Raw genomic sequence first — 19,039 nt, 5'->3', positions numbered from 1 at the left:
GTGGGAGCCAGGCAATCCTCCTGGATGCCGCTTACGTCATGGCATGCGTTTTTTTCGCGGTACATGCCAGAATGACTCATAGCATTTCGATAGCCGTTGCAAGGGGGCGTGCATGGATCTCGCGGACATCCTCGTTCGGCTGAAGGCGCGCGCCCGTCGATCCAAAGGTCGGCCGGCCATCCACGACTACCTGCTGTACCGGATTCTTGGCATCGTGGTCCTGGCTTTCGCGATATTCGCCGTTGCCACCTACCTCGTCGTCACCCGTCCTGCGCAGCAGGAACTCGCCGATACGGCCATGGCCCGGGCATCGGAGCAGGTGGAAAACGACGTCGGCAAACTGTTTGGCGCGGCCACCCAACAGCTGGGCATGCTGAGGGACTGGGGACGCAGCGGGGTTCTGGATACCGAGGCGCCCGATGCCTTCGCGACTCTGCTGATCCCGGCGATGAAGGCCCAGCGCCAATTCGCGGGGGCCATCTTCGCCGACGGGCAGGGGCGCTATATCGAACTCAACCCGGAGTCGGAACAGGGCGCGAGCTGGATCGTGCGGGTCGCCAATATCCCCAGGGACGGCGCCGTACAACGCTGGTTCCATTACGACGATGAGGGCCGGCTGCTGCGCGAGGAGCGCATCGTGCGCCTGTATGACGCGCGCACCCGGCCCTGGTACAAGGAGGCGCAGGCCGCGTCGGCAGGACTGGTCCACTGGACCGCGCCGTACCCCTTCTTCGAGCGCAAGGACATCGGCATCACCGCTACGCTGCGCTGGAACGGAGCCCAGCCCGGCGAGACCTGGGTCGTGGCGCTGGATCTGCTGCTGCATGACCTCGCCCGTTTCACCTCGCAGCTCCAGGTCGGGATCAATGGCAGTGCGGCGCTGCTGACCCAGGATGCCAGGCTGCTGGCGCCGCCACGATTCCTGCCGGGCGTTGCTGACAGCAACCCGGCGGATTGGCTTTCCAAGTCCGCGGACGAAGCGGGCGCGACCAAGCTGGCCGCTGCGCTTGCCGCATGGCGCGGGCAAGGCAACCCCAGCGATGCCCCGGTTTTCTTCAAGGTCGCCGCCGAGCCGTGGATTGCTAGATTCCGGCCATTGCAGTTCGGCGATCTGCACTTGCAGGTCGCAACGCTCGGCCCGCGCAGCGATTTCACCCTGACCACCAACTGGCACACCACGGCCATGCTGCTCATGATCCTGGCGGTGCTGGGCCTGGTGTTCATGGTGGCGCATCGATTCTCCAGGCGCTTCGCCAACGTGATGGACCATCTGGCGGCGGAAAGTGAGCGCATCGGCAGCCTGCAGCTCGACGAGCCGGTGCGGTTTTCCACCCACACCCGTGAAATCGACAAGCTGGTCAATGCCCAGGAGCACATGCGCGTGATGCTGCTGGAGGCTACACGGGGCCTGGAGGCGAAAGTGATGGAGCGCACCCGGGACCTGGAAAAGCTGACCAACGAGCAGGAGCGGCTGCTCACGCACCTGCGCATCGCCAAGCAGACCGCGGAGGAGGCCACCCAGTCCAAATCCATGTTCCTGGCCAATATGAGCCATGAAATCCGCACGCCCATGAACGCCATCATCGGCATGGCGCATCTGGCCCAGAAAACCGAGCTCTCGCCCAAGCAACGCGACTACATCGCCAAGATCCACAGCGCCGGCACGGCGCTGCTCGGGATCATCAACGACATCCTCGATTTCTCGAAAGTCGAGGCCGGCAAGCTCGAACTGGAGCATGCCCTGTTCCGCCTGGACCAGGTCCTGGATGGCAGCGTGGCCCTGGTGGCGCAGAAGGCGACGAGCAAGGGGCTGGAGATGCTCTGCGACATCGCCGGGGACGTTCCGCTGATGCTGCGTGGCGATCCCCTGCGGCTTGGCCAGGTGCTCACCAATCTGCTCAGCAATGCGGTCAAGTTCACCGAGCAGGGGCAGATCGTCGTCCGGGTCAGCATGGCTGGCCGTGAGGGCGATCGCGTGCAGTTGCAGGTCCAGGTCAGCGACACCGGGATTGGCGTGACGCGCGAACAGGCGGGCGAGCTGTTCAACGCATTCAGCCAGGCCGATGGCTCGACGACCCGCAAGTACGGCGGCACGGGGCTGGGGTTGGCCATCTGCCGGCGCATCGTGGACCTGATGGGGGGAACGATCGAGGTCGACTCCACTCCTGGCCAGGGCAGCACGTTCAGCTTCACCGCCTGGTTCGTCCAGGAGGAGGGCGCCGTGCAACCGCGCCAGACCCTGCCGGAGGCGCTCCAGGGCATGCGCGCCCTGGTGATCGACGACAACGCGACGGTGCGTGAGCTGCTCTCGCAGATGCTACAAACCATGGGGCTCGATCCCCTTGCAGTCTCCTCGCCGCAAGAGGCCCTGCAGGCCATCTCCAGCGCGCAACGGAACCCCTTCGGCGTGGCCTTCCTGGACACCGGGATGCCTGCGCTGGACGGTATTGCACCGGCGCAGAGGCTGGCCCGCGAAGCGCCCGCCCTGCCGGTCATCCTGCTCCAGCCGTTTGGTGAGGACGAGCAGGACGCGGACGGGGACCAGGGGCAACCGGAGAACATCAAGGCCCTGCTGTACAAACCCGTGAGCGCATCGTCGCTTGCCGACGTACTGATCCAGCTCTTCCCGGTACGCGCGCCGGCCGCTACGCCCATGGGTACGAGCAATGTCCTGCACCAGCCCCTGGACGGCGCGAAGCTGCTGCTGGTCGAAGACAACGGCGTCAACCAGCAGATCGCCCGCGAACTGCTGGAAGGTGCGGGAGCCGAGGTGCGGCTTGCGAGCAATGGTCGCGAGGCCCTTGAAATCCTCCGCAGCGCCGGCCCGGAAGGCTATGACGTCGTATTGATGGACCTGCAGATGCCGGAGATGGGCGGCCTCGAGGCGACCCGCCTCGTGCGTGCCGATGCCCGGTTCGCCGGCCTGCCCATCATCGCCATGACCGCCCATGCGCTGCCCGATGAGCACCGCCAGTGCATCGATGCCGGCATGGTCGACCACATCACCAAGCCGCTGGAGCCGTCCATCGTGCTGCAGGTGGTTGCGCGCTGGATCGGCAAGCGACCTGCTCCGCAAAGCCCAAGCCAGCCCGTGGCGCTGCCGGCATCCTCCGGCGATGCCATGGATGCCGCGAGCAAACTGGCGATACTGCTCGCATCGGCCGATGGCGAAGCGGTGGATCACCTTTTCGACCATCTGGAGAGCCTGAAGACACTGTTCGTGGCCAACGGCGACTTCGCCGCCTTCGAGTCGGAAGTGACCAACTATGATTTCGATGCGGCGTTGCAGCGGCTGCGTCGCACTGTCCGGCCCCTTGGCATCACCCCTGAGGAATCCACCCCATGAGCAGCGCGCAGGATGCCGCCCCTCCGCCAACGATCCTGATCGTCGACGACACGCCGCAGAACATTGCGTTCATGGCCGGCCTGCTCAAGGAGCGCTATCGCACGCGCATCGCCACCAACGGCGAACGCGCCCTGCAGGCGGCCGCCATGCTCCCGCTGCCCGACCTGATCCTGCTCGACATCATGATGCCCGACATGGACGGCTACGAAGTCTGCCGCCGCTTGAAAGCCGACCCCGCCCTGCAGCGGATCCCCGTCATCTTCCTGACCGCCAGGACAGATGCCGAGGCCGAACAGATGGGCCTGGACTGCGGAGCGGTGGACTACCTCACCAAGCCCATCTCGCCGCCCATCGCACTGGCCCGGGTGCGCAACCACTTGGCCCTCAAGGCCGCCGCCGACCAGCTCCGGGACCAGAACCTGCACCTCGAAGCCGAGGTCGCCCAGCGCACGCGCCAGATCCAGAAGACCCAGGACGTGACCATCATGGCCATGGCCTCGCTGGCCGAAGCCCGCGACAACGAAACCGGCAACCACATCCGCCGCACCCAGCACTACGTCAAGCTGCTGGCCCAGGCGCTGCAGACGCACCCCAGGTTCTCCGACTTCCTGAGCGACGAAGTCACCGAACTGCTGTTCAAATCCGCCCCGCTGCACGACATCGGCAAGGTCGGCGTGCCCGACGCCATCCTGCTCAAGCCCGGCAAGCTGACCCCCGACGAATTCGAAATCATGAAGACCCACACCACGCTGGGGCGGGACGCCATCGTCAAGGCCGAGCAACTGATGGACGAGCCCAGCACCTTCCTGCACCTCGCCCGCGAAATCGCCTACTCCCACCAGGAAAAGTGGGACGGCTCCGGTTATCCACAAGGCTTGGCAGGCGAAGCAATCCCGGTTTCAGCGCGCCTGATGGCGCTGGCCGATGTGTACGACGCGCTGATTTCCCGGCGGGTCTACAAACCGCCGTTCCCCCACGAAGAGGCCGTGCGCATCGTCCAGCAGGGCAGCGGCACGCACTTCGACCCGGATATCGTGGCGGCGTTTCTGGATATCCATGAGGCGTTTCATCAGGTGGCGAAGCGGTTTGCGGATGATCACGATGAGGGGCAACCGCTCGATCTAGCGGTGCTTCAGATGCCGTGAAACAGCGTCTGGCGTTGTCCGTTCGGGAGTTGGGAAGGCAGCTGTACAGAAAGCCAGCATTGATCGAAGTTCATCCAATCGCTACAGTTGCACTACGCCAATGACGTATGGATCAGCGGATGATCTTCATCGAAACGCCGGTCTTCACCCGGCAGATCCTTGAGCTCGTAGACGATGAAACCTACCGCAAGCTGCAAGAGAATCTGACGCTCCACCCGGATGCAGGAGCTGTCATCGCAGGCACTGGCGGCGTGCGCAAGATACGCATCGCCGCGAATGGACACGGGAAACGAGGCGGTGCCCGGGTCATCTACTACTACTTCACATCCGCCTCACAAATTGCATTCTTGCTGGCCTATGACAAGGCCGGGCAGGAAGACCTGACTGCCGATCAGAAAAAGGCACTTCGGCAGGTCATTGAGAACTGGAGGTAGCCATGGACAAAGAACTCTTCGCAGAACTGGTCGAAAGCGTGACCCAGATGGATGAGATCGTGCGTGGCGAACGGCAGCCGTCCCGCGAGTTCCATCTCGACGCGGTGAAGGTACGCGAGATCCGCCGCGCCACGGGTCTTTCCCAGGCTAAATTCGCTGAAAAGATCGATGTTGCCGTTGGCACGCTGCGCAACTGGGAACAGGGGCGCCGCGATCCTGAAGGGCCAGCGCGTGCCCTGCTGAGAGCCATCGACAATGACCCGGTCCATGTCCTGGCTGCGCTGAGCGGCGAACCGCGTGAGCGTTAACACCCAAATCCCGATGAACCCGGCTTAGTGCTGGGTTTTCTTTTCCTGCTGTTTCCTGTCGAGCGCCAACTTCTTCGCGGTGGTGCTTCGAAAAACAAAAGCCCCCGGCAACGAGCGTTGCCCGGGGCTTTGGCATGGGATTCTGGAGCGGGCGAAGGGAATCGAACCCTGTTGGGCTGAGTATCAGCCCGGCTCTATGCGCTCCAATTCGATATAAAGGAGGTTGGAGCTTTCTCGTTTTGGTCCATTCCGTCCCAGTGGATTCGACACTTTTTCGACAGATTGAAGCGGAGTCTTTCGGCCAGAATCAGACATCTATGGAAGCATGGCAGCCGGCAGGTCCTCTGAGAGGCTCAACAACCCAATTGGAATGGAGCAGTTCATCAATGCAGTAAAATCCGGTATGTCCAGATGAGTAAAGGCGCCTTGGATTGTTTGCACACGAGCAGCTGTACTTGCTGGATTAATCCTGTTGACCTAGAAGCGAAAAGCCCCGTATTAACGGGGCTTTCGATATTGCCTTGACCTTTACAAAGCTTGCACCTGATCGGCCTGAGGGCCTTTTGCGCCGTTGGTCACATAGAAGCTGACGCGCTGACCTTCGTCTAGCGTTTTATAACCGGTACTCTCGATCGCTCGGAAATGAACAAATACGTCCGCACCGCTTTCGGGGGTGATGAAACCAAAACCTTTTTCAGGGTTGAACCACTTTACGGTACCGGTTTGACGAGTAGTCATGATGAATCTCCAAAAAGTTCATGCCATGCAACATGCAAGGTATGACTGGATGCGAAGTGAAGAGGGGCCGCAAAGATGGAGCATCACGAAGACAAAACATCGATCGGTGCCGCTAAACCGAGCAGGCAGAAGGTCACCATACAGACTTTGCAGGAAATAGATAGGGAAATCTCAAGAATTTGCAGGTATCGGTCGGACGGTCGGGAATGAGCACAATATGTGCGTATAGTGGACCGCTAGCCACCAACGTGGTGGCTCATCACCTCAGGTGAACTGATGTCCAATTCAGAAATCAAAACCGCGCGTTCGGAGCTGGATAAGAAAATTTCAGCATTTCTTTCTAAGGGCGGAGAGATTCAGGAAATTCCGGCCGGCAGGTACGGCCGTAAGGAGCCCTTCAAGCGGACCGAGTGGACCATAGGCAATAAAAAGCCGGAGGCTTGATCCTCCTGATATGGAGAAGGCCGCATCTATCGATGCGGCCTTTTGTTATATGGCTCTCTTGAAGTCCGCTTTGGGCCATAAGCGAAGGGAGTCTGATTCTTGAAACCTCTATTCTAGGCCGTCTCAATGTGGCGTATTGATCGATTGCTCACAGGCTTTTAGGTAGAGTTTGTGTTTTTCCGGCTCGTTGATTACTACATTTTTTGACAGATTGAGACGGCTGTCTCGGCTAATTCCGATCTCGATAATTCAGGCCGACGTCAAATTTACAGTTTCGCTTTTCTACGCTGCCCTCTTTCGAGGGCCAGCAGGCCTTCTCTTTCATGCTCTGAGTCTCGCCGACAACGGTGACTCTGACACTCTGCTGAGCGGGCTCATGGGGCTTGTACAGCTCAGGCTCAGTGTGGAATGAGACCACGTTGTCTGCACCACGTGGTACGTAGTTTTGGTCGTGGAAAACGGTTTGCCTGGGGGCAGTTTTCGGACCTACGTCGGTTGGCGTTTGAATCAGTGCCTGTGGGTTGTCTCGACGTAGCTGCTCTTCCACAACCCGATCCCACTTGTCCTGATCGTTGACCGGTGCCGAGTAGCTAATCTTCGCCGCAGGGGCTGCTTGTGGGGGCGGGGTATGAGCAAGGCTTTGGACGGTGTTCTTGAGCAAGAGAGAGCTGCCGACCTGCAGTAGCCCTAGTGCAATGCAGGTGCCGAGGAAAACGGGGATTGCCCATATTTTTGCCGTCTTTTTAAAGCCACCCTGGCGAAGATATGACGGAGCGTCGTCCCTATCTGCTTTCATTTCTTGCCTCCCTTCCGTTGGGCATACCAGCGCAATGCTACTTCTTTAGTGATCGCTATCCCGCGTTCTGATTGGGCAATTTTGAGTTGGCTTCATCGTACTCGGGGCTGGTCTGCCCGATCTCTGGGGCGATTTCGCCGCAGATTAGCCAAAGGCGATAGCTCGGGAACAGTGCCTGAAGTACCTCCAGTTCCTCTGTGCTCATTCGAACGTTTTTGAAGCGAACGCTGTGCCAGCGTTGGAAGCCAATTTCGCTTTCCTTCACTAGTCGATCCATGCCCGCCTTAGAAATTAACGTTCTAGCTCTATTCTGGATTGATTCCATAAAGGTCTAACAAGGCTCTTGTGAAATAGTTCCACTGGAAAATATAGTGGCCATATTCCAGTGCAACTATTTCACTGGATGTGTTTGGCCATTGGAATGAATAGTGACGGAACGAGCATGGAACTGGAAGAGCTGAACCCCAGCGCCCTGGTAGGGCCGCAACAGGACGTGGAGCCCATCGAGAAGTGGGCGGAGCGCAACGGCGTCACCTTTGGCACCGCCCGCGCCTGGGTTTACCGGGGCGTCCTCCCATCCGTGAAGCTGGGCAAGCTGCGCATGGTCAACAGCGCGCTGCTCCGTACTTGGTTGCTGGAACAGGAGTGGACCGCATGAGCCGCACTGATCCGCAATTCAAGCTCCGTATGCCCCCGGCCCTCCGCGCCCAGGTTGAGCAAGCCGCCGAAGCGTCTCTCCGTTCCCTGAACGCCGAACTGGTCTTCCGCCTTCAACAGAGCTTCGAAGGGGAGGTGCCCGCCGATGCTTCCGAGCAAGTACCTGCACCAACCGCATCCCGAGAATTGCGACTGCTCTGTCTGCTGGTCCCGTCGCGAACTGGCGAAGCCCGCAGCCTCCCAATCCACACCCTGCACCGAGTGCCGCCCTACGCGGGTCTTCACGGTCGTTACCACGATGGCGCTGGTCGCGGGAGTGTGGCGCTCGATCCACTCGACGTACCGGGTGGAACGGGGCTTTACCTGCGACAAACACATGCCCGCGCTCCGTCCGCCGAAGTACTGGCACGTTGTCTACGACAGCGGCAGGCCGACGCCTTTCGTCCCCGTGCGCGAACCCTTCGAGCTGGAGAGCTGAGCCATGTCTGATGACCTCTTCGGTTCGCTGCTCATCTTCTTTGGGCCGCTGGGTGTACTGCTGATGTTCGCAGCAGCGGTTGCCGAGCCCCCGAAGAAAGCCCCGGAAGACGAACTGACGTTCCCCGACCCGGACGGCACTCTGCGCACGATCACCGTGCTGCTTCTCGCACTGGCCATCGCCTGCGCCAAGACTTCCCCGGTCAGGGGCCGCCGCACCGGCTTGTCCGAACGCGCTTTCCCGTTCGGTCAAACGGAGCGCCGGGCGAAGCGCACCCTTGACCGCGCTCCCCCCTGAATAGCCTCCGCTCGGGAGTGAGGGGCAGCTTCACCGCCCCGCGCTCCTGAGCCCTCGGCGGCGAGAGCGGGATGACAAGGGCAGCGCCCTTGGTGTTTCCCACCTCGCCACCCGCACCACCGTAAAACCCAGGCACCACCACCCCCGCTGAATAACGGCCACTTACGCGCCCACATTGCAGCAGCGGGCCAACTCATGCCCGAAAAAGGCAAAAGGAGCTTCACATGAACATGTTTGCGACCACTGGCGGCGTAGTTGAACTGTGGGTCACCCAGACCGACACCTTCACCTCCAAGACCTCCGGCGAAATCTACGCCAGCGTCCAGGCGATTTCCCCGATCCCCGAAGGCGCTCGCGGCAATGCCCGTGGCTTCGAAATCACCCAGTACGACATCGAGCCGACCCTGCTCGACGGCATCGTCTTCGAAGGCTCTCCGGTGCTGTGCAAGTTCGCCACCGTGGTGCGCCCGACCAAGGACCGCTTCGGCAACACCAAGAACACCCAGGTGCTGACCGAACTGTTGGCCGTCGGCAACGAAACCAGCGCTCCCGCTCCTGCTGCGCGTCCGGCTGCTCCGCAGGTCCAGCGCCCCACTCAACAGCCCACCGCCGATAAGTCCGGCGACTCGGCCAAGAGCTAATTCGGGAGCGCGGCCATGACTAAGTACCTCTTCCTCTTCGTCGTGGGCCTCGCCACTGGCTACGTCTGGGGCCTGGTCGATGGCGTGGCGCGCTTCCTATGAATTTTCTCGCCTGTGACGGCAGTTGGGCGGTTGGCGCCGATGGTTCGGCCATCTGCACCGGCACCTTGCACGTTGTCACCGGCGAGGAAGTGCAGAGCTTATTCGGCTCTGCACTCACCTGGGATCAGGTGGCGGAACTGCGCGGCGATGTACTCGCGCTGTTCTGCATCGCCTTCGGCTTCCTGGTCCTGAAACGACTGCTCAAGTAGCGAGGAAATACCCATGAAGCAACTCAAAACCCAGCTGCAAAACCGCGCCTCCGGCTACGGCCGTCGCGCTCGCCAAGCCGTGGTTGGCATCGCCGCCGTCGGCTCCACCCTGGCCGCCACTGCCTACGCCGCTGTACCGGCAGAAGCAACTGGTGCGCTGACCACCGCGGGCGATGACACCAACACCATCGGTTGGGCCGTGTTCGCCGTGCTGGTCGCCGCCGCGGCGTTCAAGTACATGCGCCGCGCCCTGTAACCCCGCCCCGGCCTCGATAGCCGAAGCACCGAACCCCGCTCCGGCGGGGTTCTTTCTTCTGGAGTCCGAACAATGTCCATCCAATGGTTCGTCCTCATCGTCACCACCCTGGCGTTCGCCGTGGTCCTGTTCGGGCGGGTCTGATCGTGTCTGCGCGCCGGCTGTATATCGCGATTTTGGTTTGGCTGCCGTTGCTGGCTTCTTTCTCGCAACTGGCGAACGCGGCAACGACTTACTACTGGGTGGGCAACGCTCCTGGGCAATGGGCGTCTGCGGAGGCTGGTTGCATTGCGTGGACCACTTCCTTGGGGCGTTTCCATGCAGGGGTGAATTTCGAGCCCAGTGGTCTGGGGGCGAACTGCTTAGGCAAGGACAAGAATGGCGTTAGTACCGGGGCGAATGGCTATTTTCAGCGCCGGGGTGATAGCTGCCCTCCCAATTACACTTATGACACGACGATAGGCGGCTGTAAGGCGCCCGAACCCAGCAAGTGCGAATCGACCATCGGCCAGATGGTTGATCATCAACACAAGATCGGCACCCTGAGCGAGGGTGGCGTCGTTCTGCAAAACACCCGCACCGAGCCGCCGGGTAGCCTGTGCCAGAACGCCTGCCAGTACGCCTCGACCGGCGAAGCTCCGAGCCGCTGTTACCGCTTCATGGAAGGCGGCGATCAGAACTCCGGCTTCTGCGTCTTCCGCTACAAGGGCAACGGTGTCGAATGCCCGAACACCGACCCCACGCCCAACACGCCGCCCGCCACTCTGCCCACCCGCGAGAAGGCCAACGAGTGCACCAACAAGGTCACCGACGCCGAAGGGCGTGTGCATTACAGCTGCCTTGCCACGGATACCTTCAAGGAGCCGGGCAACATGCAGTGCGGCGAGGTCAACGGCGTGTTCGGCTGCAAGGAGGGCAAGCCCAGCCCGACCAAGAAGGAAACCGAGACCAAGACCGAGGTCGCCGAACAGACGGCCAGTGACGGTTCCTCGACCACCAGCACCACGACCACGACCACCACAACGAATTGCACCGGCGTTAATGCCTGCTCCACCACCACCAGCGTCACCAACGGCACCAGCAAGACCAATGCCGATGGCACCTCCGGCGGTGAGTCCTCCACCTGTACGGGCACCGGCTGCAAGGCCAGCGACAAGCCCGGCGAGGAAGACAAGGAAGAAGAGGAGGAGCCCGAACGCGAAGCCTCCGGCACCGACGATTGTGATGTGCCGGTGCAGTGCTCGGGCGACGCCATCGACTGCGCCATGGTCCAGCAGCAGAAGCAGCTGCGCTGCGAGGTGGAAGAGCAGGGCGACTTCGACAAACACAAGGGCGAAATCGAGGCCGCCGTGAAGGGCGACAAGTTCGAACTCGCTCAGGACAGCGAAATACAGGCGCCGTCCTTCCTCGATAGCGGTGCGCGCTTCCTGCCTTCCAGTTGCCCGCCCGACAAGACCTTTTCCCTGAAAACCAACGGTGGCCGCAGCTTCTCGCTCAGCTATGAACCGCTGTGCTCTGCCGCTTCCGATCTTGGCGTGCTGATCCTCATCGGCACCAGTGTGTTCTGCGCGCTCTACGTGGGCCGCGCCTTTGGAGGTGAATGATGCAATACCTGTTCTTGGTGCAACTGCTGATCATGATCGTCGGCCCGCTGGTGAAGATGGTCATGCGCATGCTCGGCGTCGGCTTCGTCGCCTATGTCGGCTCCAACCTGCTGCTCGATCAGGTGCGCAGCTACGTGCAATCGAAGATGGGCGGCGCTGCCTTGCCAATCCAGCAGATCCTCGGGCTGGCCAATATTGATGTAGCCATCAACATGTTCCTGGCCGCCGTGGTCACCCGCATGGTGCTCTCGGGGCTGGATAAGGCCGCCGACCGCAAACGCAAACAGGTCTGGAATCCCCCAGGCCGCGACTACATCGACGCGTAAGGGGAACGGCCATGCTCTATATCCGCACCGGCAAACCCGGCCACGGCAAGACCCTCAACACCATTCGCGAAATCGACCAAAAGGCCCACAAGGAAGGGCGGGTGGTCTACTACCACAACATCGCTGACCTCAAGACCGATCAGCTGCAGGCGGCGTGGTTCGAGTTCGACGACCCGTACAAATGGTACGAGCTGCCCCACGACGCCATCATCGTCGTCGACGAAGCTCAGGGCTGGTTCGGCGTTCGTGATCCCCGGCAGAAACCGCCGGAGCATATCAGCCGTTTCGAGACCATGCGCCACCAAGGCCACGAAGTGCATCTGGTGACCCAGGACCCGCGCTACATCGACGTGCACCTGCGCCGCCTGTGCAACGGTCACATCCACTACTGGCGGGTGTTCAAGAGCCAGCAGTTGCTGCGCTTCGAATCCGAAGCCGTGATCGAAGCGGTGGAGAAGAAGACCAGCTTCAAGGACGCCGACAAGACCACGCTCAAGCTCGATAAGAAGTACTTCGGCGTTTACACCAGCACCAAGGCCAATCACCACTTCGCCTTCAAGCCGCCGAAGAAAATGATCCTGGCGCTGGCCGTGATCATCGGCGCGGCCTTCATGGTGTACCGCGCCTACGAGCGCTATGCGGAAGGCAGCAAGACCGCCACCCCGGCCAGCGCGGCGACCGGCGCCACGGCCCCGAACGGCGCCGACAAGGGCGTAGTCGATCAGGTGTCGTCGGCGGTTACCTCCCTGATCAAGCCCACGGGCGACGGCGAGGCCAGGGTCGTCACTCCTGCGCAGTACCTCGAGCGCCGAAAGCCCCGCGTCCCCGACATCCCCTCATCAGCTCCGGTGTACGACGAACTGACCAAGCCGGTCAGCCACCCGCGGCTGTATTGCCTGTCCACCAGCGACCCACGCCTTGTGGCCCGGCGACCGGAACATACGGTGAAGGAGGGGCGCTCCTGCCAGTGCTACACGCAGCAGGGCACCAAGGTCGCCACGGCCTTTGACTTCTGCATGACGGTCGCCAGAGACGGTTACTTCGATCCCTCGCTCCCGGACCGCAACGGCCTCGACCCACGCCTCGGGCCGCAGCAGTCGATGGCGCCGACGCCACCTCCGCAGGTGTCCAGCCAGCCCCTGCAAGCCGATGCGCAGCCGGCAGGCCCTTCGGTGACCGTCATCCCCTACGAGAAGGGCAGGTTCCTGTGGTGAGTCCGCCAGGGCCGTTTTGCGGTTTGAGCCGACGGAGGAGGCCACCCGCAAACGGCCCGGCGGGGCCGACCGACGACCCTGTAACACGTCGGATAACCCACTGATCACTGTTTCGTTTTGTTCCTATTTGGAGTGTTTCCAATGACCAAGCCACAGCATCAAGTTCGCGTCACCCTCAAACCCGGTGGGGAAATTTATGAGTCGCCCGAAGGGCGTTTGTTCTTCGACGACAAGTTGGCCAAATTCACCGACCTCTCCGGCGTGCGTCTGCTTCGCTGTGGCGTGGACACGGTCCGTCAGCTGTACAACGGATTGATTCGTCCCGAGGTCATGGCGATCTTCGATGAGCCGGAAGACATCGTAGAGTTCGCTGGCTACCAGTGGGCCAAGGGCAGGGTAGGGCGTGATTCCGGCTACCAGTACCGCCTACAGAATGCCGACATGGGCCTGATCCTGCTGATCAAGAACCACAACGTGAAGCTCGAAAACATCGGTCCGCACCTCAAGATTGAAGTGTCCCCGCATGCCCTGGATGGCGCCGATCCGGCGATTCTGCAAGGCGTGCTCGATGACCTGGCCGCTGGTGTCCTCGCTGGCTGCGAAGTGAACCAATGCGCCGTGCACCTCGCGCTCGACGTGCAAGGCTGGCAACCGACATCCGACCTCGTTGACCGCATGCGCTGCCGCTCGCATCGGGTGCGCCAGATCAGCGGCATTGACCGTATCGAGTTCGACGGCAATGCCTCGGTGTATGGGCGGGGTGAGACCTTTATGTTCGGCTCGGCCAACGGCCTGCAACTGTGCATCTACAACAAGACGCTACAGGCCCGGAGCACCGACAAGCTCGACTACTGGGAAAACGTTTGGGCGTCTCTCAACGGCGATCCGTTCGGCGATGGCGAACCCGCTTACAACCCCCTGGAAACCGTGTGGCGCATCGAGTTCCGCTTCCATCACTCGGTGGTGCAGCAGTTCTCCGAAGGCTCCCGCATGGCCTCTGGTGAGGTGATCGGCTGCCGCACCTATTCGGGCCTATGCCCGCACCTGCAAGGGCTGTGGGAATACGCCTGCGACAGCTTCCGCCTGTTGCTAGATAACCCGAAGTGGTTCGACCCGTTCTGGTCGCTCATCACCCTGGATACCCAGGTGCAGGTGGAGGCCGATCCGCTCATCGAGCGCACCGAATACCGCCGCTACTACAAGACCGCGCAGGGCTTTTCCGGCAAGAACTGCGAAATGTTCCTGGGCCAGTTCGCCAGCCTGATCGCACGGGAGCGCATCCCGCCAAAAAAAGCCTTAGAGGTCGGGCGTACTTTGCCCTTCTGGCATGTGATCGAGGATCACTACACCGCCAAGGGCTACAGCACTCGCGACCTCGAAAGACACATCATTGGACTCATAAATGATCGGTACTTGAAGCGGGGGTATGCCATCTAATGAGCATCACCAAGCTCCCCGATGGCCGCTGGTTCGTCGACGTTGAGCCGATCAAGGGAAAGCGTTTCCGCAAGCGGTTCAAGACCAAGATGGAGGCGCAGCAGTTCGAAGCCACTGCGCGGCAGAAGTGCGCCGAAAACCCAAGCTGGTCGATCAAGCCCAAGGACCGCCGCAAGCTCTCGGAGCTGGTCGAACTCTGGTATGAGCTGCACGGCCAGACTCTCGCCAATGGCAAGCGTTGCGTAGCGATTCTGCGGCTGATAGCGAAAGACCTCGGCGATCCCATAGCGGCAACCCTAGAGCCGGCCAAAGTGGCCCGTGTGCGCTCCTTGCAAGTCGCTAAGGGTATGTCGGGGAAGTACGCCAACAATCGGTTGGGCTACCTCAAGTCCATGTACAACGAACTCCGGCAACTGGGGACCATCGATTACGAGAACCCGGTCGGACGCATGCGCCCGCTAAAGCTTCAGGAAAAGCCGCTCTCATACCTGACCAAGCATCAGGTGTCCGAGTTGCTGACTGCGCTCGATGCTCGCACTACGTCGCCGCATCCGAAGATGGTCGCTCGCATCTGCCTTGCTACTGGTGCTCGATGGGGAGAGGCCCAGGCACTTACGCCTGACAGGCTGAAGGGCAACGTGGTCATTTTCGCCAACACCAAGTCGAAGCGTGTTCGCTCGGTGCCAATCTCGGAAGCGTTGGCCAAGGAAATTCGCCAACACTGGCGGACCCACGGACCTTTCACCAACTGCCTCGGCGTGTTCCGCATCGTGCTGCTGTCCACCTCGATCAAGCTCCCGAGAGGACAGGCTAGCCATGTGCTACGTCATACCTTTGCCAGTCACTTCATCATGAACGGCGGGCACATCGTGACGTTGCAACACATCTTGGGGCATGCATCGTTATCGATGACGATGCGATACGCTCATCTATCCAGGGATCATTTGTCTGAAGCGGTTAGGCTCAATCCTCTATTCAGCACTCTCTAGCTAGAGAAGTACGGCGGAATTGCCAGTATTTCAGTTCTTTGTCGCTTCAGGGATTTTAGGATTGTTGAGCAGTTTTCCAGCTGGCTTCTAATTTTCATAAGATGCCGCCTGTTGTTAGGCGTTTTTGTTATGAGTTCTTCTATTAGTAGGTCTTCTAGTGCTTGGCTTAGGCAGCAGCTGGCGATATTTAGAGTTTGGTTGAAACGCTCGTTGTCCATAACTTCACCTGCTTTTTGAGAAGAGGCTGGGTTTAGCAACAGCTAGGGGCGAACTTTTGGTGTGGTTGTCTCTCCTAGTGAAATGATGTTTTTAAGAAGGCCCAGCAATATGCGAGGCCTTAGCGTGGGGGTATTACATCACCTGAACTTGTTCGGCTTGTGGGCCCTTGGTGCTCATTCCTAGGTAGAAGCTGACCCTTTGGCCTTCTTCCAAGGATTTATAGCCGTAGCTTTGTATTTCACTAAAATGTACGAAGATATCATTTCCGCTTTCTGGCGTAATGAAACCGAATCCTTTTTCTGCGTTGAACCATTTTACGGTTCCAGTTTGGCGATCTAACATAATTTTTCTCCAAGGTAATAACTGCCGAATCGTTTGGTTAAGAATTTTATGAGTGCAAAGTGAAGTGGCCGAGGAGATGTAGATCAAGAGATGAAGCATCAGAACGGAGCCGCTAAACAAAGCAGGCAAATTTAATAATACAGAGTCGCTCGGTGATAGATAGCTCTTAAGGTTAAATCGGATGGAAGGTCGTAATTTGGATGGTTTATAGTGCAGATGTCGGTATAGTCGGACTTGGCCGAAATTATTTTGGCCCGTCATAGGAGGATGTCTCATGTTAAGTGAGGATCTGGATCGTGTGAGATCGGAGATAAACGCGAAAATTGAGGAGTTTTTGTCGCGGGGTGGGGAAATTCAAGAAATTCGCGCTGGCAAACTCGGATATAAGCAGAGCGTTAAAAGATCAGAATGGATTAAAGACATCGCCAAGAAGACTGAGCCTTAATTGCTCGTCGCATTTGTGATGGCGCTTGGGCGCTGATGGCCCTATCTCGCGCGGTATCGTTTTTCTTGTCGCTTCGACACTTTTTCGACAGCTTCCCGGCTCTGAAAAAGCAAAGCCCCCGAAACGCTAGGCATTTCAGGGGCTTGGCAAGGGATTCTGGAGCGGGCGAAGGGAATCGAACCCTCGTCATGAGCTTGGGAAGCTCAGGTAATGCCATTATACGACGCCCGCTTGGGGGTGCCTTTTTACCAGAAGGCGGAGGCTTAGTGAAGCCTTGGGCGGCGAGCTGTGTCGCGGCGGCTGCTTTCGTGCGGTGCGGCGCGCAAAAAATAACCGGGGGCGGTGGGTGGTGTCCGGCCCCCGGTGTCCTTCGCTGGCTGCATCAGCCCACCATGGCGGCGATCGGGATGCCCTGGTAGCTGGGCTGGTACGCAGGGGCGAGCATGGGTTTGCGCTGGGGTTGGAGGAAGGCGAGGAGGTGGTCCCGGGTTTCCTGCCAGCCCTGCTTGTGCTCCACGTCGATGAAGTGACCAACGTTGCGGATGGTGCGGAATTCGCAGTCGCGGATCAGTTGCTGGAACTGGCGCGCCTCGGCCGGGGTGGTGTAGATGTCCAGCTCGCCGTTGAGGAACAGCAGCGGGATGTCGATGGCCGAGAAGTTCTCCATGTAGCTTTCCGCGCTGAGCTGGAGCACCTGGCAGATGTGGAAGTGCATCTGCCGGTATTCGTGCTCGTCGAGGCTGCTGACGTGGCGGAAGTTGTAGCGCTTGAACAGCTGCGGCAGGTAGCGGCCGATGGTGTCGTTGACCAGGTTGCCGACGTTGGTGCGATCGCAGGCGGAGAGGTAGTCCAGGCCGCGATGCAGGTAGTCGAGCATGGAGGCGTTGAACAGCGGCGAGAACGAGTTGATGACCGCCTTCTTGATGCGCGCCGGACGTTGGGCCAGGGCGAGCAGGGTGGCGACGCCGCCCCAGGAGAAGGACATCACGATGTCGGCCTGGTAGTGCTCGATCAGCCCCAGCAGCAGGGCGGCCTCGTACTCCTTGGTGATCGGCTCGCGGCAGTCGTTGTGGGCCTTGGACTTGCCGGCGTAGGGCTGGTCGTAGCAGACCACGTTGAAGTGGGGCTGCAGGTATTTCACCGTTTGCGCGAAGGAGGCAGTGGTTGCCAGCGAGCCGTTGACCAGGATGATGGTCTGACGCGCTTCCCTGTTGGCGTGGAACTCCGTGTGTACCCGATGTTGCTGAATCTCGACGACGGCGGTTTCCGGCCTCATGTCGTTTTCCTCCAGACGCAGGTCATAGGAACGCACCCACGATCGGATGCGAAGAAAGTACCCAGGCAGAGGAAAGCGCCTTGACGTGACAGCTTCGTGTCACACGGCGAAACTTAATATTTTCTTAATTTTCAAGTGGTTACAGCGCCAAAAGATATCGTTCCGGCACCGTTTCCAGCGCGGAATGAGGGCTCTTGACCAGGCAGGGAAGGGGCGGCTTGGGGAACGGCTGCCGCGATGAAGCGATCTTGGACGTTGTGTGTGACTAATCGGTCACGCTTGAGCCAGAGTTAAGCAGGCGGGGTTGCCCGACGCAACCGTCCGTGAACGATTGTTCGCGATTGCCGGGCGGGAATCCGACGAAATGACATTTATCTTTGTGACTCGCCAGCGATTTGGAGAAGGGCGATTACACTCTTTGTGTTAATCACTTCTTCCCGCCCGCAGATGAGCGTCGTTGACGTGCTCCTCTCAAGGCCGATACCACGGACGGAGCGGGTCAATGGCACTGCCCCCCATGCTGCGCACACTGCAGGTCTTGCCGGCTGCCTGGCTGTGTGCGGTAGCCATGTCTGCAGATCGCTATGGCTGCGAGGCTCCGATCCGCGTCGCCTATACCCGCAACCTGGTGTTTTTCCATGAAGACGGCAGTGGCATCGATGCCGATCTGATCGCCGAGCTGGCGCGGCGCAGTGGTTGCCGGTTCGAGGCTTCCGTGCGGCCGCGCTACGAGATCTGGCGGATGCTGGAAAGCGGCGAGCTGGAAATGGGCACCAGCGGGGTTGCCACGCCGCAGCGGCGCACCTTCACTTATCTGCTGCCGTACGTCTACCTGCGCAACAAGCTGATCGTGCCCGTGGAGTTGGGCGACATGCAGTCGCTGGAGGATTTCCACGACATGCCCGGCGCGCGCATCGGTGTGATCGCCGGCTACCGCCATGGCCCCTATATCGAGGCCATGCTGCGCATCCTGCGGGGCGAAGGACGGGTGGTGGAGTTTCGCGACGATACGACGCGTTTCAACGCATTGCTCAATGGCAATGTGGAAGCGGTGATCGGCCATGAGCTGAACCTTGCGGGCGCCGTCGCCAATCGCCGCGAGCGGGAGCGCTTCCGGGTGGTGGATGTGATGAGAGGCCCGGCCACGGCGCACCACCTGATGCTCTCGCGCAAGCGCTTCACTCCGGCGCAGAGCGCCGCATGGCTGCGTCTGATCGAGGCGATGCGGCTGGACGGCAGCCTGGCCGGGATCATGCAACGCAACACGTCGCCGGCCATGGCGACAGAACTTCTCGACAGCGGATATCGCTACGGCTCAACGGACAGAGGCTGGTGA

At 60.3% G+C, this 19,039-nt stretch carries 22 protein-coding genes, 1 tRNA gene and 1 pseudogene; 19 read left to right on the top strand and 5 right to left on the bottom strand.

Annotation, left to right across the window (positions count from 1 at the left end; translation table 11 throughout):
* The first annotated feature begins 112 nt into the window (after positions 1–112).
* The 4 genes from J5M67_RS21075 to J5M67_RS21060 all read left to right on the top strand — a co-directional run bounded on the left by J5M67_RS21075 (position 113) and on the right by J5M67_RS21060 (position 5,233).
* Positions 113–3,346: a response regulator gene (locus J5M67_RS21075; RefSeq protein WP_207887265.1), complete on the top strand. Its 3,234-nt coding sequence runs from the start codon at positions 113–115 to the stop codon at positions 3,344–3,346.
* On the top strand, positions 3,343–4,491 hold the full coding sequence (locus tag J5M67_RS21070) for an HD-GYP domain-containing protein (RefSeq protein ID WP_207887264.1): 1,149 nt from the start codon (positions 3,343–3,345) through the stop codon (positions 4,489–4,491). The genes J5M67_RS21075 and J5M67_RS21070 overlap by 4 nt, the downstream gene beginning before the upstream one ends.
* A gap of 119 nt (positions 4,492–4,610) precedes the next feature.
* Positions 4,611–4,925, top strand: coding sequence for a type II toxin-antitoxin system RelE/ParE family toxin (locus tag J5M67_RS21065; RefSeq protein ID WP_207887263.1), 315 nt, complete (start codon positions 4,611–4,613; stop codon positions 4,923–4,925).
* Positions 4,926–4,927: 2 nt separating this feature from the next.
* Positions 4,928–5,233: a DNA-binding transcriptional regulator gene (locus tag J5M67_RS21060; protein ID WP_207887262.1), complete on the top strand. Its 306-nt coding sequence runs from the start codon at positions 4,928–4,930 to the stop codon at positions 5,231–5,233.
* 528 nt (positions 5,234–5,761) lie between these two features.
* Here the strand turns inward: J5M67_RS21060 and J5M67_RS21055 are convergent.
* On the bottom strand, positions 5,762–5,971 hold the full coding sequence (locus J5M67_RS21055; RefSeq protein ID WP_207887261.1) for a cold-shock protein: 210 nt from the start codon (positions 5,969–5,971) through the stop codon (positions 5,762–5,764).
* A gap of 276 nt (positions 5,972–6,247) precedes the next feature.
* On the opposite strand from J5M67_RS21055, the gene J5M67_RS21050 reads away from it, so the two are divergent.
* A complete protein-coding gene (locus J5M67_RS21050) occupies positions 6,248–6,415 on the top strand; it encodes a hypothetical protein (RefSeq protein ID WP_207887260.1) in 168 nt (55 codons plus the stop codon).
* Positions 6,416–6,644: 229 nt separating this feature from the next.
* Here the strand turns inward: J5M67_RS21050 and J5M67_RS21045 are convergent, their stop codons facing one another.
* The gene (locus J5M67_RS21045; protein WP_207887259.1) at positions 6,645–7,211 is read right to left on the bottom strand and encodes a hypothetical protein; all 567 of its coding nucleotides are present in this window, start codon (positions 7,209–7,211) and stop codon (positions 6,645–6,647) included.
* 442 nt (positions 7,212–7,653) lie between these two features.
* Here J5M67_RS21045 and J5M67_RS21040 point away from each other — a divergent pair, with 442 nt between their 5' ends.
* From J5M67_RS21040 to J5M67_RS20990, 12 genes and pseudogenes are all read left to right on the top strand, one after another.
* Complete coding sequence (locus J5M67_RS21040) at positions 7,654–7,869, top strand: DNA-binding protein (RefSeq protein WP_090262775.1); 216 nt, start codon at positions 7,654–7,656, stop codon at positions 7,867–7,869.
* Positions 7,866–7,991, top strand: a pseudogene (locus tag J5M67_RS29775) (Arc family DNA-binding protein); the annotation flags it as partial. The gene J5M67_RS21040 and the pseudogene J5M67_RS29775, both read left to right, overlap by 4 nt.
* A gap of 22 nt (positions 7,992–8,013) precedes the next feature.
* A complete protein-coding gene (locus J5M67_RS21035; protein WP_243434784.1) occupies positions 8,014–8,346 on the top strand; it encodes a DUF5447 family protein in 333 nt (110 codons plus the stop codon).
* 3 nt (positions 8,347–8,349) lie between these two features.
* Positions 8,350–8,643: a hypothetical protein gene (locus tag J5M67_RS21030; RefSeq protein WP_207887283.1), complete on the top strand. Its 294-nt coding sequence runs from the start codon at positions 8,350–8,352 to the stop codon at positions 8,641–8,643.
* Positions 8,644–8,867: 224 nt separating this feature from the next.
* On the top strand, positions 8,868–9,284 hold the full coding sequence (locus tag J5M67_RS21025) for a DNA-binding protein (RefSeq protein WP_207887257.1): 417 nt from the start codon (positions 8,868–8,870) through the stop codon (positions 9,282–9,284).
* Between the two features lie 98 nt (positions 9,285–9,382).
* Positions 9,383–9,595, top strand: a complete 213-nt coding sequence (locus J5M67_RS21020; RefSeq protein WP_207887256.1) for a hypothetical protein — start codon at positions 9,383–9,385, stop codon at positions 9,593–9,595.
* 13 nt (positions 9,596–9,608) lie between these two features.
* Entirely contained in the window at positions 9,609–9,851 is a 243-nt protein-coding gene (locus J5M67_RS21015; protein WP_243434783.1) for a major capsid protein, read from the top strand.
* Between the two features lie 512 nt (positions 9,852–10,363).
* Entirely contained in the window at positions 10,364–11,455 is a 1,092-nt protein-coding gene (locus J5M67_RS29600) for a virulence factor TspB C-terminal domain-related protein (protein ID WP_243434795.1), read from the top strand.
* Complete coding sequence (locus J5M67_RS21005; RefSeq protein ID WP_207887255.1) at positions 11,455–11,781, top strand: DUF2523 domain-containing protein; 327 nt, start codon at positions 11,455–11,457, stop codon at positions 11,779–11,781. Before J5M67_RS29600 ends, J5M67_RS21005 begins: the two co-directional genes overlap by 1 nt.
* An 11-nt stretch (positions 11,782–11,792) precedes the next feature.
* Complete coding sequence (locus J5M67_RS21000; protein WP_207887254.1) at positions 11,793–12,995, top strand: zonular occludens toxin domain-containing protein; 1,203 nt, start codon at positions 11,793–11,795, stop codon at positions 12,993–12,995.
* A gap of 141 nt (positions 12,996–13,136) precedes the next feature.
* On the top strand, positions 13,137–14,432 hold the full coding sequence (locus tag J5M67_RS20995) for a hypothetical protein (RefSeq protein WP_207887253.1): 1,296 nt from the start codon (positions 13,137–13,139) through the stop codon (positions 14,430–14,432).
* Positions 14,432–15,421, top strand: a complete 990-nt coding sequence (locus J5M67_RS20990; protein ID WP_207887252.1) for a tyrosine-type recombinase/integrase — start codon at positions 14,432–14,434, stop codon at positions 15,419–15,421. Before J5M67_RS20995 ends, J5M67_RS20990 begins: the two co-directional genes overlap by 1 nt.
* A gap of 351 nt (positions 15,422–15,772) precedes the next feature.
* Here the strand turns inward: J5M67_RS20990 and J5M67_RS20985 are convergent, their stop codons facing one another.
* A complete protein-coding gene (locus J5M67_RS20985; protein ID WP_207887251.1) occupies positions 15,773–15,982 on the bottom strand; it encodes a cold-shock protein in 210 nt (69 codons plus the stop codon).
* A 274-nt stretch (positions 15,983–16,256) separates the two neighbouring features.
* Between J5M67_RS20985 and J5M67_RS29950 the strand changes: the two genes are divergently transcribed.
* The gene (locus J5M67_RS29950) at positions 16,257–16,427 is read left to right on the top strand and encodes a hypothetical protein (RefSeq protein WP_368735945.1); all 171 of its coding nucleotides are present in this window, start codon (positions 16,257–16,259) and stop codon (positions 16,425–16,427) included.
* Positions 16,428–16,584: 157 nt separating this feature from the next.
* Here J5M67_RS29950 and J5M67_RS20980 read toward each other — a convergent pair.
* Both J5M67_RS20980 and J5M67_RS20975 read right to left on the bottom strand, forming a co-directional pair.
* Positions 16,585–16,658: transfer RNA gene (locus J5M67_RS20980), tRNA-Gly, on the bottom strand.
* Between the two features lie 151 nt (positions 16,659–16,809).
* A complete protein-coding gene (locus tag J5M67_RS20975; protein WP_207887250.1) occupies positions 16,810–17,703 on the bottom strand; it encodes an alpha/beta fold hydrolase in 894 nt (297 codons plus the stop codon).
* Positions 17,704–18,205: 502 nt separating this feature from the next.
* Here J5M67_RS20975 and J5M67_RS20970 point away from each other — a divergent pair.
* Positions 18,206–19,039 carry an ABC transporter substrate-binding protein gene (locus J5M67_RS20970; protein ID WP_207887249.1) on the top strand — a complete coding sequence of 278 codons (834 nt, stop codon included), beginning with the start codon at positions 18,206–18,208 and terminating at the stop codon, positions 19,037–19,039.

Origin of the sequence: Pseudomonas sp. 30_B, from assembly GCF_017491605.1 — a bacterium.
Lineage (GTDB): Bacteria > Pseudomonadota > Gammaproteobacteria > Pseudomonadales > Pseudomonadaceae > Pseudomonas.
Note: the sequence above shows the minus strand (reverse complement) of the source record. Positions and strands in the feature narration are given on the sequence as shown.

Bases quoted from the DNA above. Each gene is read 5' to 3' on its own strand.
- J5M67_RS21075 (WP_207887265.1), top strand. From the start codon at position 113: ATGGATCTCGCGGACATCCTCGTTCGGCTGAAGGCGCGCGCCCGTCGA.
- J5M67_RS21070 (WP_207887264.1), top strand. From the start codon at position 3,343: ATGAGCAGCGCGCAGGATGCCGCCCCTCCGCCAACGATCCTGATCGTC.
- J5M67_RS21065 (WP_207887263.1), top strand. From the start codon at position 4,611: ATGATCTTCATCGAAACGCCGGTCTTCACCCGGCAGATCCTTGAGCTC.
- J5M67_RS21060 (WP_207887262.1), top strand. From the start codon at position 4,928: ATGGACAAAGAACTCTTCGCAGAACTGGTCGAAAGCGTGACCCAGATG.
- J5M67_RS21055 (WP_207887261.1), bottom strand. From the start codon at position 5,971: ATGACTACTCGTCAAACCGGTACCGTAAAGTGGTTCAACCCTGAAAAA.
- J5M67_RS21050 (WP_207887260.1), top strand. From the start codon at position 6,248: ATGTCCAATTCAGAAATCAAAACCGCGCGTTCGGAGCTGGATAAGAAA.
- J5M67_RS21045 (WP_207887259.1), bottom strand. From the start codon at position 7,211: ATGAAAGCAGATAGGGACGACGCTCCGTCATATCTTCGCCAGGGTGGC.
- J5M67_RS21040 (WP_090262775.1), top strand. From the start codon at position 7,654: ATGGAACTGGAAGAGCTGAACCCCAGCGCCCTGGTAGGGCCGCAACAG.
- J5M67_RS21035 (WP_243434784.1), top strand. From the start codon at position 8,014: ATGCTTCCGAGCAAGTACCTGCACCAACCGCATCCCGAGAATTGCGAC.
- J5M67_RS21030 (WP_207887283.1), top strand. From the start codon at position 8,350: ATGTCTGATGACCTCTTCGGTTCGCTGCTCATCTTCTTTGGGCCGCTG.
- J5M67_RS21025 (WP_207887257.1), top strand. From the start codon at position 8,868: ATGAACATGTTTGCGACCACTGGCGGCGTAGTTGAACTGTGGGTCACC.
- J5M67_RS21020 (WP_207887256.1), top strand. From the start codon at position 9,383: ATGAATTTTCTCGCCTGTGACGGCAGTTGGGCGGTTGGCGCCGATGGT.
- J5M67_RS21015 (WP_243434783.1), top strand. From the start codon at position 9,609: ATGAAGCAACTCAAAACCCAGCTGCAAAACCGCGCCTCCGGCTACGGC.
- J5M67_RS29600 (WP_243434795.1), top strand. From the start codon at position 10,364: ATGGTTGATCATCAACACAAGATCGGCACCCTGAGCGAGGGTGGCGTC.
- J5M67_RS21005 (WP_207887255.1), top strand. From the start codon at position 11,455: ATGCAATACCTGTTCTTGGTGCAACTGCTGATCATGATCGTCGGCCCG.
- J5M67_RS21000 (WP_207887254.1), top strand. From the start codon at position 11,793: ATGCTCTATATCCGCACCGGCAAACCCGGCCACGGCAAGACCCTCAAC.
- J5M67_RS20995 (WP_207887253.1), top strand. From the start codon at position 13,137: ATGACCAAGCCACAGCATCAAGTTCGCGTCACCCTCAAACCCGGTGGG.
- J5M67_RS20990 (WP_207887252.1), top strand. From the start codon at position 14,432: ATGAGCATCACCAAGCTCCCCGATGGCCGCTGGTTCGTCGACGTTGAG.
- J5M67_RS20985 (WP_207887251.1), bottom strand. From the start codon at position 15,982: ATGTTAGATCGCCAAACTGGAACCGTAAAATGGTTCAACGCAGAAAAA.
- J5M67_RS29950 (WP_368735945.1), top strand. From the start codon at position 16,257: ATGTTAAGTGAGGATCTGGATCGTGTGAGATCGGAGATAAACGCGAAA.
- J5M67_RS20975 (WP_207887250.1), bottom strand. From the start codon at position 17,703: ATGAGGCCGGAAACCGCCGTCGTCGAGATTCAGCAACATCGGGTACAC.
- J5M67_RS20970 (WP_207887249.1), top strand. From the start codon at position 18,206: ATGGCACTGCCCCCCATGCTGCGCACACTGCAGGTCTTGCCGGCTGCC.